Annotated in this window: 13 protein-coding genes and 1 riboswitch; all 13 genes read right to left on the bottom strand. The window is 60.7% G+C overall.

The features are described from left to right. Positions 1-5: 5 nt before the first annotated feature. The 13 genes from ACYCZJ_RS01865 to ubiT all read right to left on the bottom strand — a co-directional run bounded on the left by ACYCZJ_RS01865 (position 6) and on the right by ubiT (position 15,219). Positions 6-1,904, bottom strand: a complete 1,899-nt coding sequence (locus tag ACYCZJ_RS01865; RefSeq protein ID WP_461552530.1) for a putative cobaltochelatase — start codon at positions 1,902-1,904, stop codon at positions 6-8. Positions 1,905-1,914: 10 nt separating this feature from the next. Then, positions 1,915-5,994: a cobaltochelatase subunit CobN gene (locus tag ACYCZJ_RS01860; protein WP_461552529.1), complete on the bottom strand. Its 4,080-nt coding sequence runs from the start codon at positions 5,992-5,994 to the stop codon at positions 1,915-1,917. Further along, positions 5,987-6,328: a (2Fe-2S) ferredoxin domain-containing protein gene (locus ACYCZJ_RS01855; protein ID WP_461552528.1), complete on the bottom strand. Its 342-nt coding sequence runs from the start codon at positions 6,326-6,328 to the stop codon at positions 5,987-5,989. Before ACYCZJ_RS01855 ends, ACYCZJ_RS01860 begins: the two co-directional genes overlap by 8 nt. A 70-nt stretch (positions 6,329-6,398) precedes the next feature. Beyond that, on the bottom strand, positions 6,399-7,106 hold the full coding sequence (locus ACYCZJ_RS01850) for a CbtA family protein (RefSeq protein ID WP_461552527.1): 708 nt from the start codon (positions 7,104-7,106) through the stop codon (positions 6,399-6,401). 5 nt (positions 7,107-7,111) lie between these two features. Then, complete coding sequence (locus ACYCZJ_RS01845) at positions 7,112-7,309, bottom strand: CbtB domain-containing protein (RefSeq protein ID WP_461552526.1); 198 nt, start codon at positions 7,307-7,309, stop codon at positions 7,112-7,114. 166 nt (positions 7,310-7,475) lie between these two features. Beyond that, positions 7,476-7,706, bottom strand: a riboswitch (cobalamin riboswitch). A gap of 69 nt (positions 7,707-7,775) precedes the next feature. Continuing rightward, positions 7,776-8,330, bottom strand: coding sequence for a histidine phosphatase family protein (locus ACYCZJ_RS01840; RefSeq protein WP_461552525.1), 555 nt, complete (start codon positions 8,328-8,330; stop codon positions 7,776-7,778). 10 nt (positions 8,331-8,340) lie between these two features. Beyond that, complete coding sequence (locus ACYCZJ_RS01835) at positions 8,341-9,153, bottom strand: adenosylcobinamide-GDP ribazoletransferase (RefSeq protein ID WP_461552524.1); 813 nt, start codon at positions 9,151-9,153, stop codon at positions 8,341-8,343. Positions 9,154-9,166: 13 nt separating this feature from the next. After that, positions 9,167-10,201 carry a nicotinate-nucleotide--dimethylbenzimidazole phosphoribosyltransferase gene (gene cobT, locus ACYCZJ_RS01830; RefSeq protein WP_461552523.1) on the bottom strand — a complete coding sequence of 345 codons (1,035 nt, stop codon included), beginning with the start codon at positions 10,199-10,201 and terminating at the stop codon, positions 9,167-9,169. A gap of 653 nt (positions 10,202-10,854) precedes the next feature. Beyond that, positions 10,855-11,541, bottom strand: a complete 687-nt coding sequence (locus tag ACYCZJ_RS01825) for an anaerobic ribonucleoside-triphosphate reductase activating protein (protein WP_461552522.1) — start codon at positions 11,539-11,541, stop codon at positions 10,855-10,857. 5 nt (positions 11,542-11,546) lie between these two features. Then, on the bottom strand, positions 11,547-11,741 hold the full coding sequence (gene nrdD, locus ACYCZJ_RS01820) for an anaerobic ribonucleoside-triphosphate reductase (protein WP_461552521.1): 195 nt from the start codon (positions 11,739-11,741) through the stop codon (positions 11,547-11,549). Between the two features lie 33 nt (positions 11,742-11,774). After that, positions 11,775-13,817 (bottom strand): ribonucleoside triphosphate reductase, encoded by a 2,043-nt coding sequence (locus ACYCZJ_RS01815; RefSeq protein ID WP_461552520.1) that lies wholly within the window; start codon positions 13,815-13,817, stop codon positions 11,775-11,777. 227 nt (positions 13,818-14,044) lie between these two features. Next, positions 14,045-14,734: a hemerythrin domain-containing protein gene (locus ACYCZJ_RS01810; RefSeq protein WP_461552519.1), complete on the bottom strand. Its 690-nt coding sequence runs from the start codon at positions 14,732-14,734 to the stop codon at positions 14,045-14,047. A 14-nt stretch (positions 14,735-14,748) separates the two neighbouring features. After that, a complete protein-coding gene (gene ubiT, locus ACYCZJ_RS01805; RefSeq protein WP_461552518.1) occupies positions 14,749-15,219 on the bottom strand; it encodes a ubiquinone anaerobic biosynthesis accessory factor UbiT in 471 nt (156 codons plus the stop codon). Positions 15,220-15,222: the final 3 nt, after the last annotated feature.

The following is a 15,222-nucleotide window of genomic DNA, read 5'->3' as shown; positions in this document are numbered from 1 at the left end:
GATGTTCATGCTGTTTTGAGGCGCGCACGAATCGTGAGCGCCAGATTCTCTGCCGATAACTGCTCCAGCGTCAGGCATTCGGCGCCCAGCGCCTGCGCCAGTTGTGCGGCCCGGCCCAGACGCAGGTAACCGGTTTCGGTATCGAGCACCAGTGCCGGTACGCTACGCACGGCCAGCAGCTCTGCCAGCGCCAGCGTCTCGCGCCATGGGTCGCCGCCGTCGCTCAGTGCAACGTTTGCCTTGCCGTCGGTCAACAGCACCAGCAGTGGCGGCGCGCCGTTTGCATCCGCCTGCTGCAGGGTTTGCAGCGCCAGTTGCAGCGCGTGCGGCAATGGCGTACGGCCACCGGTGGGCAGCTCACGCAAGCCCTGCTCGGCGCGATCGACGCTGCGGGTAGGCGCCAGCAACAGCGCTGCCGCATCGCCGCGAAAGGCGATGACTGCCACTTCGTCGCGCCGCTGGTAGGCATCGGTCAGCAGCGCCAGTACCGCGCCCTTGACCGCCTCCATGCGGCGCTGCGCTGCCATCGAGCCGGAGGCATCCACCACGAACAGAATCAGGTTGGCACTTTTACTCACGCGAATCTGCTGGTGCAGATCGCTTTTGTTTACCTGGAATTCCACTGGATTGCGCAATGCAGCACTGCGCAGCGTCGCGCCGACCGCAAGGCTGCTCGGATGGTCATGCGGCACCGCGCGCACCACGCGTCCGCGCGGCGCATCCGGTGCCTCGCTGCGCCGGCCGGCAATGGGATGCGCGGAGACTGTATCGACGGCAATCTGTCTCGCTGTGCCGCTGGCCGCGGCTGCGAAAACCTGCTGTCCGGCTTCTTGTTCGCGCTGTTGCTGCGGCCCGTCATCCTCTGATGATGTATCGGATTCACGTTCTGCTTCTGGCGGCGGGCTGGCTTGCTGCATCAATTCGTCAAGCCGGTCCTGATCCAGGCCTGGTTGCTCGAAAGGCTTGCGCCGGCGCCGGTGCGGCAGTGCCAGTTGCGCCGCGCTGCGCACGTCGTCGGGCGTTACCTGCAGGCGCCCGTCGAGTGCCGCCAGCGCCCGCGATGCCTTGTGCATCACGATGTCGGCACGCAGGCTGGCGACGTCGAATTCGCAGCACAGATGGCTGATCAGGTCGAGCAACGCGTCGTCCAGACCCACGTTCGGCAGCAACTGCTGTGCAGCGGCGAGTTGCACACGCAATGCGTCCTGCTGCCGGGCCCAGGCGCTAACGTAATCGGCCGGACCGGCTTCAAACGCGATACGCCGGCGCACCACCTCGGCGCGCACTGTTTTCTCGCGCGGCGCCGTCACTTCAACCATCAAGCCAAAACGGTCCAGCAATTGCGGGCGCAGGTCGCCCTCTTCCAGGTTCATCGTGCCGATCAAGGTGAAACGCGCCGGGTGCGTGACCGACAGACCTTCGCGCTGCACCGAATTGACGCCCATCGCCGCCACGTCCAGCAACACGTCGACCAGGTGATCTGCCAGCAGGTTGACTTCATCGATATACAAAATACCGCGGTGCGCGGCCGCCAGCAGGCCAGGCTGAAAGGCCCGTTTGGCGCCCTGCAGCACGCGTTCCAGATCGAGCGTGCCGAGTACGCGGTCTTCAGTCGCACCGAGCGGCAGCGTAATGAAAGGCACCGCCGCAGGCTGCACCGCTGCACTCGTATCACTGCAAATCTCGCAGTGCCCGCAGGGTATGCCGGGCAGGCAATTGAACGCACAACCGGCAATGCGTTCGATCGGCGGCAGGATATCGGTCAACGCCCGCGCCGCGGTACTTTTGGCCGTACCCTTGTCGCCCCGGATCAGCACGCCGCCCAGGCTCGGATCGACCGCGCACAGCAGCAGCGCGGTCTTCAACTGCGGCTGTCCGACGATGGCGGAAAATGGAAAATGCATGCTTGTCACTTTATATGCCGCGCGACGTCTCGCCGCGCGCCTCCAGCAAGGTTTCACTGTGCAGGTACAATTCATGCAGCGCTGCCAGCGTCTGCGCTTTCGGCTCGGCCCACATGCCGCGGCTGGCGGCTTCCAGCAAGCGCTCGGCAATCGCGTTCTGCGCCCACGGATTGGCTTCCTGCAGGAAATGCTGCATCACGGGATCGAACGCGTAGGCGCTTGCCACCTGCTCGTACATCCAGTCGTCCATGACCTGTGCGGTGGCATCGTAACCGAACAGGTAATCGACCGTCGCGGTCAGTTCCAGCCCACCCTTGTAGCCATGGCGCTGGATGCTTGCCAGCCACTTCGGGTTGACCACGCGCGAGCGGAACACGCGCAAGGTTTCCTCCTTCAGATCGCGCACCTGGGCCCGCGCCGGATCGTGGCTGTCGCCGAAATAATGGCGCGGCTGCTGCCCGGTCAGGGCACGGATGGTGGCGATCATGCCGCCGTGAAACTGCAGGTAATCGTCGCTGTCGAAAATGTCGTGCTCGCGATTGTCCTGGTTGTGCAGTGCCACCTGCACGCCCGACAGGCGCACCCGGAACGCATCGCGCTGGTCCGCGCCTGGCGTGTTGCGCGCATACGCATAGCCGCCCCAGTTGACATAAGCCTCGGCGAAGTCGGCGTCGGCTTGCCAGTTTTTTTCCTGGATCAGCGGCAGAATACCGGCACCGTAGCTGCCCGGCTTGGCACCGAAGATGCGATAGGCGGCACGGCGTTCCGCCTCGTCCTGCGGCAAGCCCTGGCCGATCCAGTCGCCCAGTTCGGCGAGGTAATGCTTGCGCACAAAGTTCTGCGTCAACGGTTCGTCGAGCTTGATCACGGTATTGACCGCGTCGTCGATCAGGTCGATCAATTGCGGGAAGGCGTCGCGGAAAAAGCCGCTGATACGCGTCGTCACATCGATGCGCGGGCGTTTCAGTTCCGCCAGCGGAATCACTTCGACCCCGGTCAACTGGCGGTTCTCCGGCCGCCACAGCGGACGCACGCCGAGCAGCGCCAGAATCTGCGCCACGTCGTCGCCATGGGTGCGCATCGCGCTGGTGCCCCAGATGCTGATGGCGACGCTTTCCGGGTAGCCGCCGGTTTCGCGCTGATGGCGTGCCAGCACTTCATGTGCGAGCTGCAGGCCGACGCGCCAGGCCGACTGCGACGGCACGCTGCGCGGATCGACCGAGTAGAAATTGCGCCCGGTCGGCAGGATATGCGCCATGCCGCGGGTCGGTGAACCGCTCGGACCCGCCGGCACGTAGCCGCCGGCCAGACCGCTCAGCAGGTTGTCGATTTCGTCCGTCGCACGCGCCAGGTTCGGCACCAGTTCGCGGCAGGCGAAACCGAGTACCCGGCGCAAGCCGTCATAACGAATTCCGGTATCTGACGCCGGTTCTTTACAGTCGATGCCGACCGGGACAGCGCGCACCATGCCCGCGTTTGCACGCGGCTTTTTCAGTTGCGACAACACGCTGCCGTGCGCGCGCAGCGCAGGTTGCAACAGCGTCTGGTTTGCTGCGCTGCCAGCGGCGTCGAATCCGCTAAAAGTCAGGTCCAGCACTTCGTCTATACACGCTGCAAGATGGCCGCGCGCATGCAGTTCGACGAACAGCTTGCGGCACAGCACATCGATCGCTTCCAGCGCATCGGCGCGGGTCACGACCGGCCGCTCGGCCAGGCGCCCCAGTGCGCTGGTCACATTCAAACGCCGCCCCTTGGACTCCAGCAGCATCCCGATCTGCAGGCCGAACAGCCGCGCCACTTCCGCCTGCAGGCCGGGGATATCCTGATTCGGCAGCCGCGTCAGGGACACCAGCATATCCACCAGTTGTTCGTTTTGCGGCGCCTGCCCGAGTATGTGCAAGCCGTCGCGAATTTGCGCCGCCCCCAGCTCGCACAAATAGCCGTCGAGGTCCTCGATCAGATGAGCGACATCGGCGCCATCCATATTGGCCAATGCGGCGGGAAGCGCTGCGTCGTGATCGTGTCCATCGCCGTGACCATGCGAATGATCATGATTGTGTTCGCCGTGATCATGGTCGTGATGCAGCAGCCTGGCCTGCAGATCCGCATCCAGATTGGTTGCCTTCACCAGCTCCCAGATCTGTTGCTGCAACAGCGGCAGCTTGGCTGGATCGAGAATCTCCACCTGATAGTACTCGTCCACCAGTTGCGTCAGCTGGGCCAGCGCGCCATAGGAGTCGGCAGTGGTCATCGGCGGCGTAAGATGATCGACCACGACCGCATGGGCGCGGCGCTTGGCCTGCGCACCCTCGCCGGGATCGTTGATGATGAACGGATAAAACAAGGGCATATCGGCCAGCAGCGCATCCGGAAAACAGTTTTCCGACAGGCCCACGCCCTTGCCCGGCAGCCATTCGAGCGTGCCGTGTTTACCGACATGGACGATGGCGTCGGCGCGCCACTCGTCGCGCAGCCAGCGATACAGCGCATAGTAATGATGGGTCGGCGGCAAATCCGGCTGGTGATAGATCGCATCCGGGTCCATGCCATAGCCGCGTGGCGGTTGCAGCGCCACGAAAGCATTGCCCAGTTCGATGCCCGCCAGCGCCAGATGATCGTCATGCACATAGGCGACACCCGGCGCGGCACCCCATTGCGTCGTCATTTTTTCCTGCAACTCGAGCGGCAAATCGGCAAACCATGTCGCGTATTTTGCTGAGGAAATGCGGCCGACCGCGTGCGTCAGCTGCTCGGCAGTGAGATAGGTCTGGTCATAGGAACAGCGATCGATCAAGTCGTGAATCAGCGCGGTGCCATCCCCGGGCAGTGGGCCGATGTCATATCCGGCGTCGCGCATCGCGCGCAGGATGTGCATCAGCGATGCCGGCGCGTCGAGGCCGACCGCATTGCCGATCTGCGCTGCCTTGCTATTGGAATTGGTGAAGATGAAGGCCACGCGCTTGTCCGCATTGCGCAGCCGTTTCAGCCGCGCGAAGCGCGCCGCCAGTGCGGCCACGCGCGCCACGCGATCGGGCAGCGGTTCGTATTCGACCGTCTCGCCGGACAGGCCGGCGGCGCGCGTCTTGAACGACACCGGCACCGTGATGATGCGGCCGTCGAACTCCGGCAGCACCACGTTCATCGCCGCATCGAGCGGATTCATGCCGCGCGCCGATTGCCGCCACGGCTCCAGCATCATGCCGCTGGTCATGGCTTGCAATACCGGCACATTGAGATGCTCCAGCGCGCTCACCGACCAGCCGGCCGGGGTGGATCCGCCCGGCGTGATTTCGCCCATCGCGAACGACGTGGTATTGATCAGCACGTCGATGTGCGCGCCCTGCTCCGCGCTGAAATAGCGCAGCGCGGTCGGCAGTTGCATGCCGCCGTCCGCCCCCTCCCCGCCAGCCCGCAGCGAAGACGTGAATACCGGCAGCGCGTTCATACCGCACTTTTCCAGCGCGTCGACCAGTGCATCGACGAAGCGCGTGTTGCCGCTCATCCAGTGGGCGCGATAGAAAACGATACCGGCACTCGGCCGCTGCGGCATCCGCTGCGCCAGCCAGTCATCGATGCCCGCGCCTTCGGGCAGGCCGGGGTGATACAGCCCATGCTCGGGCAATGCCAGCGCCGGCTCGAAACCGAAACCGGTCAGCAACAAATGATCAGACAGATAGCGCAGCAGTTGCGCCAGATTCACGCTGCCACCCGCCTGAAAATACGCCAGCGTCTGTTGCAATACGGCGGGTGAAACGGTGGAGACCGCGGCCAGTTCCGGGTCGGGTTCGCCGGTGCCGCTGATTGCGATCAGATGCCGTCCCTGCCGCCGGGCCTGGCTCACCAGTTCGGCAAACCCGGGCACGCTGCCAATGCGTCCCAGCACGCGCAAGATAATGATCCGTGCCGCAGCGAGTTCGTGCGCCAGCAGCGCCGTCATCTGCGCTTCACTTTCGAGTGCCTGCAGGTTGACACCGCTCACCGGCGGGAATTCCTGCGGCATCTGGGCCAGCGCGCTATGCAGCACCGTCAGGTCGTTCGGCGCGTGCGTCAACAGCGCGATAGGCGCGCCCGCCGCATTCGTTTCACGCATCTTCGTTTTCCGATGGGCAGGTGTCGCCTTCACCCAGACGATGGAAAATCAATTCGCCCACTTCACGCCCGCCGGCCAGATGTTCGACGACGATCCGTTCCAATGCCTTCTCGTCGACGCAGCGATACCATACGCCTTCCGGATACACCACCAGGATCGGCCCCTGATTGCGGCACGCGACCATGCAGTGGGTTCTGCTGCGCTTGACGCGCAGTTCCGGACGCGCATCGATCTTTTCCCCCATCAATTCGAACATGGCCTGCGCCCGTATGCCATCTTCGGTACAGCGCGGGCCAACGCACATGAGTACGTGTCTGGTGTGGGTTCTCATCATATTTTCTTCAAAAGCGTGCGGGCAATTCCACAACCGGAGCGATCAAATCAAGCGAGCCATGCTGCCCATGTCAGGCAGTATGGTCAGCGAATTTTCTGTAAAACAATCCGGTCAATCCACCAAGTGCCAGCCAGAACACGGCATTTGCAACAGCCGTGGCATAGACGAAAGCCTGCGCCAGTTCGGCTGGTGCCGTACCGGCATGGACTGGTGGCTGCGGCGCACCAATCAGATGCGGCATGCCCAGCATGACTGCACCCAGTATTTTGAGTTGCCAGGTCCGCGCAAAAATCAGCAGCAACAACCCACTCGCCGTCAGTGCCACCGTGATGAGCCACCATAGCTGCCGATCAGCCAGCGGCGCTGCGGCGGCGCCGGGCACTTCCGGGGGCAGTCCCAGCGAAGGCGCCACAAAAAAAATCCCATACCCTGCCAGGCCCCACAACAGCCCGCTACGCCAGCCGCTTGCTTTACCGCGCAGACAGATGGCGGCGCCCAGCAACAACCCGAAGCCAACGGCCAGACTGATATTCGCCAGGGCGGTGAACAAAGTCCGCTCTACACCATTCGCCGGTTGCCAGGCTTCATGCCCGGCGGAAGCATGTGCATGGGCGGGTTGCGATGCAGCCGCAGCGTCCTCATACACTTCGGCCCTGAGTATGATCCGGCTCACCTGGATTTGCTGGATGGCGGTCAATAACAAACCCGCCAGCATACCCGCCAATACCGCTGCGGAAACAATGCGTTTGAACGCCGCCAGGTCAGACATTCCTGCCATGCGGTTCAGTGGCACGGGAAACCGGCGGAATGACGACCATCGTGCGCAGCATTATGCAACGCCGCCGTCTCGGCGAAAGCTGCGCCATAAAGCAGCGCCAGTCCGAGGCCCGCTGCGAACATTGCCGGCAGTATTTTGTTTTTCCAGGTAGCCGAACGGGGCTGCGAATCGACGTTATCGAATAAACCGGGTAGTGACGACATATGATATTCCTCCTTAGCGAGCACTCAAGGCACGATGACACACAGGAACGAGGGCTCCCCATTGCCGATCATCGCGCAAAACGCGTGAACAAGCCTGTACGTGAAGAAAGAAGTGAGAGACGGGTGCGCAGCAGAGCAATCCATCTGAATCGCCCTCCGCGATACAAACTCTAAATAGCTCCAGGCTGGTCTCCGGGCTCACGAGTCGGGAATCCCTTGCGGATTTCCCTGGGTCAGCGCCTTCCCGTGCATTGCACAGTGGCATATTGCCAGCCTTTTACTCGATTACCGTTGCGGGGGCAGCGTCGGGTTTGTTCGCCCATTCGGAAAACTCACCGACTTCCCATTTCATTCCACAAACGACTGTTTGGGGAATACCTGAAACAATGCTACCCGGGCACTATATGCGCCGGCCAAAAAACTTGCAAGCCGGGCAAACAAACGCCGCAGCAGTCCGCTCTCCCGATCAACAATCCAGAACAATCAATTCGCCATAGGCGATGGTATGCGGCAGGCGGGCGGCACGCAGCGCCATTTCAGCAGGTGGCAAACCGTGTTGACAAGCCATCATCAGGCGCATCGTCCCTGCATGGCAAATCACGATGGCGCATTCCCGCCGCGACTGCTTCAAGTCGTCATGAAATGCGCGTACCCGCTGCGCCGCCTGCAGGACATTCTCGCCGCCGCCGGGCCGGTAGTGCACCAGGTCATCGGCCCAGGCATCGATTTCAGCGCGAGGAATCTGCTCCCACGCGCGCATTTCCCAACTGCCGAAGCTCATTTCCGCGAGACGTGCATCATGGATTGCCGGCCCGGCATGGAGCGCATCGGCCAGACTATCCGCCAGCACGGCACAGCGCTGCAACGGACTGCAAAATAGAGGCTCGCGTTCGGGCAAAGCGGCGCATAGCGCGGACAGCACGCGCGCCTGCTCTTCCGCCGGCACCGCCAGATCGGTGCCGCCATAACAAGTATCGGCCGCAACCAGCGGCTTCGGATGGCGGACAAGATAAAGACGCATGATGTTGTACTCAGTGCGTGATAACCGCCAGCAGACCCAGGTAGAACACCACTTCCGCGACCTGCTGCAGCGCACCCAGGCAATCGCCGGTGTAGCCGCCGATGCGCCGCAAAAAAATACCGGCCAGCCACAGCGTGCCCACCACCATCGCGATGCTGCCGGCGACGATGGCTTGCCAGGAGAGCCAGCCGACGGCGTACATTACCGCTACAGGCAATATCGCCGTGAACGTAGCTATGCAGAATTCCAGCGTCGACATGGCCTGCGCAAGCGGCTTGGCTTTGCCGTCCGCCTTGGCGTAAAGCAGACGCCAGATCAGTGCGGTCGAAGCCAGGCGCGACAGCGGATGCGCCGCCAGCAACGCCATGGCTACCGCGTAGCTCGGCAGGCTGGAGAGCACGACGAATTTCAACACCAGCATCAGGCTGATGCCGATGGCGCCATAGGCACCCAAGCGCGAATCGTGCATGATTTCCAATACCCGCTGCGGCGTGTTGCCCCCGCCCAATCCATCGCAGGTATCCGCGAGCCCGTCCTCATGGAAGGCGCCGGTCAGGTAAATCCCGGCAATCATCGAGAGCAGCACCGCAACCGGCTGTGGCCAGATCCGCACCGACAGCACATAGACACCTGCCGTAACCACGCCAACGACCATCCCGACCGCCGGAAAATAACGTGCCGCGTGACGCAGCCAGTCCGGTTCGAACCCGACCCAGCGCGGAGCCGGCACGCGCGTAAAGAATTGCAGCGCAATGAAAAATAGACGTAGCTGATAGATGCAGCGGTTGATCAGGCGGGAAGACAAATGAGCGGCTAACGACATATCGAAGGCAGGTCTATTCGACCTTCTCACTGACCTGGGCGGACTCGAATGTCGCCATCTCGCACAGAAAATTCACGGCAGCCTGCACCAGCGGCAGCGCCAACGCGCAGCCGGTGCCCTCCCCCAACCGCAAGCCGAGCTGCAGCAAGGGGCGCGCGTCTAGAAAGCGCAGCATTTGCCTATGCCCGTTTTCATCCGAGCAATGGGAAAAAATACAGTAATCGAGAATGGCGGGTTGCAGTCGCGACGCCAGCAATAGCGCACTGGTCACGATAAAACCATCGATTAACAGCACCATGCGCCGCTCGGCCGCTTTCAGCATTGCGCCGACCATCATGGCAATTTCGAATCCACCGAACGTGGACAGAATATCCAGCGGCGCAATCACCGCAAGGTGATGCGCGACAGCCCGTTCGATCACGCGTTGCTTGTGTCTTACACCGTCGACAGACAGCCCTGTTCCGGCACCGACACAATCAGCGACGGGTATCCCTGTCGCCTTATGCATGATCGCCGCAGCAGCAGTCGTGTTGCCAATGCCCATTTCACCGAAACCGATCACATTGCCATCGAGCGCGGCCACCAGCGCCATGCCGTGCCGCATGGCTGCGGCACATTCTTCGGCTGTCATTGCCGGCGCCTGGGCAAAATTGCGCGTGCCGGGGCCAATTTTCCTGTCAATCAAACCCGGACGCGTTCCGAAATCATGATTCACACCGGCATCAATGACATGCAATGCGCATTGCTGCTGGCGCGCGAACACATTGATCGCCGCGCCTTGCGCCAGAAAGTTTTCTACCATCTGCCAGGTAACGCTCTGCGGATAAGCGGAAATATTTTCTGCGACGATACCATGATCCCCTGCGAATACCAGGATCGAAGGCTGGATCAGGTGTGGTTGCGTGGTTTTCTGGATCAGCCCTATCTGTCTGGCGATAGCTTCCAGAATACCCAGGCTGCCAGGCGGTTTGGTTTTGTTATTAATGGCCGCATCGAGGGCCACCGACAGCACAGGATCCTGCGTCGGCACAATATTTGGAACAATCATGTACTCCCCACGCCGCTAACGCGCGCATGGTCCCTGTTAAGTGCTGGTAAATCGATAAAGAAGCTATTGTGCAGAATTTCCGGTCCCGACCCAAGCTTGAATCATTCCGGCCGGTATCCGGCCAGCTGCTGCCATCAGCGCGGGGCTATCCAAAGCTCAGGTGCGGGTATCAGGGCAAGCACATACCCGCTTGCCGTGCATCAAGCTCGGAACAGAAACGCGCACGCATAATTGATTCCCTTTCCGACATGCTGTAAAACAACGTGCAAAATTTACCAGAATTCCGGGGTAAAAGCTTCACATAAGGCCGACTAGCGGACCTTCTTGGGTCAGTGGATATAAATTTTCATGCACAATAATTCGTTCCGCAATTTCGGTACGGCATCAGTACTCCGACCAGCTTAGGAAAGGTTCGCTACATTACGATAACATATTGATTATTATATATTCACCCCTGCTTAAATTCACTTAAATATCATTAGTTATCAATAACATATTATTCTAGAATAAGAATTATTATTCCGGTTGTCGTGGGTTCGAGCCCCATCATCCACCCCAACCTCTACTCCCTTTCTTGTTGCTGTTCACAATTCATTCACACTGGTGAAGGTGGGCAACACATGGCAACAGTACGCAAACCGAAGCAACACCGGTTAAGCCTTGCGCACGGAAAATTGCCGGAATTGCTGGCTCATGCGTTCCACCGTGCCGCAGCGCAGGTAGGCTGGAGCGGTCGGGGGCAAGGGCTCGGCACATCCCTGTTGCCTGAATTCCTGCAGTACGTAATGCTGCGCGCCCATTGCGGCCAGTTCACGGCCCAAGGCGGCCAGCGCTTCCCGGCTCAGCAACGCTGAATGCACCGTGGTGCGAAACTCGTAATCGACGCCGCTATCCAGAATCCAGCGCGCACTATTCCTGGCTTTCGCACCACTGCCAGCTACACCGGTGATCTGCTCATAATCGGCAAACGGCGCCTTGATATCCATGCCCACCCAATTGAACAATGGGAGCAGTTCGCGCAGCCGTTCCGGGTACATGCCGGCCGTATGCAAACCCACCTTGAACCCCAGCGCCTTCACCGCTCGCGCCGCTTCGGCCAGCCCGTCCTGCAGCGTCGGCTCACCGCCGCTGAACACGACCGCATCCAGCAGACCGCGTCGCCGCCCGAGAAAATCCACCACCTCGTCCCACGCCATGGCAGGGGGTGCGCCCGCCGCCAGCAGATGCGGATTGTGACAATAGTGGCAGTGCCATGGGCAGCCCTGGCAGAACACCACCGCCGAAAAACAGCCCGGATAATCGGTGGCGGAATAAGGCGTAAGACCGCCAATACGCAGCATGGCGGTTAGCGCTCGAGTTGGGCGCAGCGCTCCTGGAAAAATTTGCGCTCGTGGTGCTCGCCCTTCTTGCCGATATTGAAGGACGCCACCGGGCGGTGGTATCCCATCACCCGCGTCCATACTTCGCAGGGCTGGCGTTCCTCATCCTGCAAAACAAAGATGTCGGCGTTCAGTTTGGACTGACTGGATAGATCGGTCATGATGCGCTCCTTTTCTGGTTTGGGTGTTTGCAATCACGCTGCCATGCAGCGCTGTTTTTCCGCGATCTTTTCCTGATCGCATTTCGGGCAGAACTTGTATTCGCCTTCCAGATAACCGTGCTTCGGGCAAATCGAGAAAGTCGGCGTCACCGTGATGTAGGGCAGTCCGAAGCGCTCCAGCGCACGTTTTACCAGGGTCTTGCAGGCCTGGGCGCTGGACAGGCGTTCCGTCATGTACAGATGCAGCACAGTGCCGCCGGTGTATTTCTTCTGCAATGCCTCCTGCCGTTCCAGCGCCTCGAACGGGTCGTCGGTAAACCCCACCGGCAGTTGCGAGGAATTGGTGTAATAAGGCATGTCCTTCGTCCCCGCCTGGAGGATGCCCGGGAAGCGCTTGCGGTCCTCCTTGGCGAAGCGATAGGTGGTGCCTTCCGCCGGCGTCGCTTCCAGGTTGTACATGTGCCCGGTTTCGTCCTGGAAGCTCAGCATCCGGGCGCGCACGTGATCGAGCAGGCGCAGTGCGAACTGGTATCCCCAGTCTGTGGTGATGTCGTCGGCGCCGTCGCTGAAATTGCGGATCATCTCGTTGATGCCATTCACGCCGAGGGTGGAGAAATGATTGCGCAGCGTGCCCAGGTAGCGTTTGGTATAGGGGAACAGGCCCGCGTCCATGTGGCGCTGGATCACCTTGCGCTTGATTTCCAGGCTGTTCTTGCCGATTTCCAGCAGCTCGTCGAGACGGGCATGCAGGGCCGCTTCGTCGCCTTTATGGAGATAACCCAGGCGGGCGCAATTGATGGTGACCACGCCTATCGAACCGGTCTGCTCGGCGCTGCCAAACAGGCCGTTGCCGCGCTTGAGCAGCTCGCGCAGGTCGAGCTGCAGACGGCAGCACATGGAGCGCACCATGTTCGGTTTGAGCTCTGAATTGATGAAGTTCTGGAAATACGGCAGGCCGTATTTCGCCGTCATCTCGAACAGCAGCCCGGCATTCTCGCTGTCCCACGGAAACTCGGGCGTGATGTTGTAGGTGGGAATGGGAAAAGTGAACACCCGTCCCTTGGCGTCGCCGGTGGTCATTACCTCAATGTAGGCGCGGTTGATCATGTCCATCTCGGACTGGAGATCGCCGTAGGTAAAAGGCATCTCGCGCCCGCCGATAACGGGCACCTGCTCCTTGAGGTCGTCCGGGCAGGTCCAGTCGAAGGTGAGGTTGGTGAACGGCGTCTGCGTGCCCCAGCGCGACGGCACGTTGAGGTTGTAAATCAGCTCCTGGATGCACTGCTTGACCTCGTCATAGGGCAGATTGTCGTTGCGGATAAACGGCGCCATGTAGGTGTCGAAGGAACTGAATGCCTGGGCACCGGCCCATTCGTTTTGCAGGGTGCCAAGAAAGTTGACGATCTGCCCCACCGCGCTCGACATATGCTTGGGCGGCCCCGCCTCCACCTTGCCGGGCACGCCGTTGAGGCCCTCGTTGAGCAGGGTGCGCAGCGACCAGCCGGCACAGTAGCCGGCCAGCATGTCCAGGTCATGCACATGAATGTCGCCATCGCGGTGCGCCTGCCCCACCTCCGGCGGGTAAACGTGGCTCAGCCAGTAATTGGCCACCACTTTGCCGGACACGTTGAGAATCAGCCCGCCCAGGCTATAGCCCTGGTTGGCGTTGGCATTCACGCGCCAGTCCTGCTGCTCCAGGTATTCGTTGACGGAAGTCGCCACATCCACCAGGGTGGTGCGGTCCTGGCGCAGTTTCTTGTGCTGCTCGCGGTAGACGATGTAGGCGCGCGCGGTGTTGAGATGGTTGGCGGAAATCAGCACCTGTTCCACCACGTCCTGGACGCTTTCGATGGCCGGTGGGTCACCATGGAATTTGTGGATCAGCACCTTGACCACCTGGGCGGTAAGCAGCCCTGCTTCGCTGGCGTCGAATTCGCCGCTGGCCTGGCCGGCGCGCTGAATGGCGGAACGAATCTTGCCGGCATCGAAGGCTGCGCGGGCGCCATCGCGCTTGATGACTGCGGAAGGTAAGGAAACGAGCACACTGCCCGGATGTTCTGCTGCATGGCTTGCCATGATTTCTCCTTTGCATAGCCGGTTGCACAATACGCCGCATACGGTATTTATAAAAACGACGACAACACAATATGTTGTGCTGTAGTTAAGTAAACATACGCCATATTGTGGTTATGTCAAGGCCATGATGGCTTTAAGTTGGTATCGTTATTTCATTCAACCTGAGACGCAAGTACGAGGCGGGGCAGCCGGGAAATTTTTGCACAAACTCCACGCCCGGATGCCGGTTATTGCTGCATGTTTGACAAGCTTTGCTGTACGCGCGTCAGCAGCGCCTGTCTGTCTTCCGGTGCCGCCATGCGCAAGGCGATGTCCCATTGCGGGAACAGGTTCTGCTCTTCGCGGTGTTCATGTTTGGCCAGTACGCCGGACAGAATCGCCAGGAAAGGCGATACCTCCCAGGCTTGTAGCGGTTCCTCGCCCGCAAACAGGGATTCGATATTCGCCGTCTGGGCAAGAATATCGTCATGCTCGCGCAGCATGATGGCAACCGGTTCGGGATCAGGTATATGGAAGCTGGGTGCCAGAATGTTGTTTTCGGTCTGAATATGGCGTTTCAAACCGGCTGCGAATTCCATGACAAGCGGCGCCGCTTCGCTTACCTTGCCCGCATTCACCAACTGCAATGACAAGCCAAACAATTTGTCCAGGCGCTGGTGATCGCGGCTGAGGATATCCATCAGATCACGCGGCGCGACATCTTCGCGATGGCGAATCAGCACCCGCCACTTGTCCGTTCCTTCCGTGCTGATCTGCCAGCTCAGATGATGGCGCAATTGCAGGTTCAGGCTTTGCAGCATCAGCGACGGCTCCTCTTCAAGCAGCAAGCGCACGGTTTCACCCCGTTGCAGATTCTTGACGGCGGGAAGCGCGGCGGTTTGCAGTCTGCTCGCCGCGATGCCGCATAAATCGACCATTATTTCCCGTGCCTTCACGATAACAGCCTTTCCCTGATTTTTGCCCGCACGCTACCCGGCAGCAAACGCAGCATGAATAACTGCGCCGGCGCCACCGAATCCAGAAGATTCTTAATCAGCAAGCCAAGCTCGGTGTCGCCTTCCATATACAGGCGCCGTCCGAAGAACAGCGTGTCGGGGTCTTCCGCGCGCAAGGCGAGCCTGAGAAAATCGCGCGCGCACGCGCCGATGGTCAAATCCGGTGTCTGGCTGAAGCGCCGCGCGACAAAGCCGCGATGATCGGCGCCGAGAAAGAAAGGCAGCCTGGCGTCTGTCACCCGGATGCACACCGATTTATCCTGCAACGGCAACAGCTGTTTCGGCTGGATGCTGCGCCCCAGCACCCGATTCAGGCCCGCCGCCAGCAATACCGAATGCGGTGCAGGCGGCAGTAGCGCAAACGCGCCGGCAATCGCTGCGGGTAAAACAGAATTTTGTTGTTTCATGTT

The sequence above is a fragment of the Sulfuriferula sp. genome, assembly GCF_054605375.1.
Note: the sequence above shows the minus strand (reverse complement) of the source record. Positions and strands in the feature narration are given on the sequence as shown.

Coding starts and splice junctions, on each gene's coding strand:
- ACYCZJ_RS01825 (WP_461552522.1), bottom strand. CDS start 11,541: ATGCTGCGTATTGGCGGTCTTACGCCTTATTCCGCCACCGATTATCCG.
- ACYCZJ_RS01860 (WP_461552529.1), bottom strand. CDS start 5,994: ATGCGTGAAACGAATGCGGCGGGCGCGCCTATCGCGCTGTTGACGCAC.
- ACYCZJ_RS01815 (WP_461552520.1), bottom strand. CDS start 13,817: ATGGCAAGCCATGCAGCAGAACATCCGGGCAGTGTGCTCGTTTCCTTA.
- ACYCZJ_RS01865 (WP_461552530.1), bottom strand. CDS start 1,904: ATGCATTTTCCATTTTCCGCCATCGTCGGACAGCCGCAGTTGAAGACC.
- cobT (WP_461552523.1), bottom strand. CDS start 10,201: ATGATTGTTCCAAATATTGTGCCGACGCAGGATCCTGTGCTGTCGGTG.
- nrdD (WP_461552521.1), bottom strand. CDS start 11,741: ATGACCGATCTATCCAGTCAGTCCAAACTGAACGCCGACATCTTTGTT.
- ACYCZJ_RS01850 (WP_461552527.1), bottom strand. CDS start 7,106: ATGGCAGGAATGTCTGACCTGGCGGCGTTCAAACGCATTGTTTCCGCA.
- ACYCZJ_RS01835 (WP_461552524.1), bottom strand. CDS start 9,153: ATGTCGTTAGCCGCTCATTTGTCTTCCCGCCTGATCAACCGCTGCATC.
- ACYCZJ_RS01840 (WP_461552525.1), bottom strand. CDS start 8,330: ATGCGTCTTTATCTTGTCCGCCATCCGAAGCCGCTGGTTGCGGCCGAT.
- ACYCZJ_RS01855 (WP_461552528.1), bottom strand. CDS start 6,328: ATGATGAGAACCCACACCAGACACGTACTCATGTGCGTTGGCCCGCGC.
- ubiT (WP_461552518.1), bottom strand. CDS start 15,219: ATGAAACAACAAAATTCTGTTTTACCCGCAGCGATTGCCGGCGCGTTT.
- ACYCZJ_RS01845 (WP_461552526.1), bottom strand. CDS start 7,309: ATGTCGTCACTACCCGGTTTATTCGATAACGTCGATTCGCAGCCCCGT.
- ACYCZJ_RS01810 (WP_461552519.1), bottom strand. CDS start 14,734: ATGGTCGATTTATGCGGCATCGCGGCGAGCAGACTGCAAACCGCCGCG.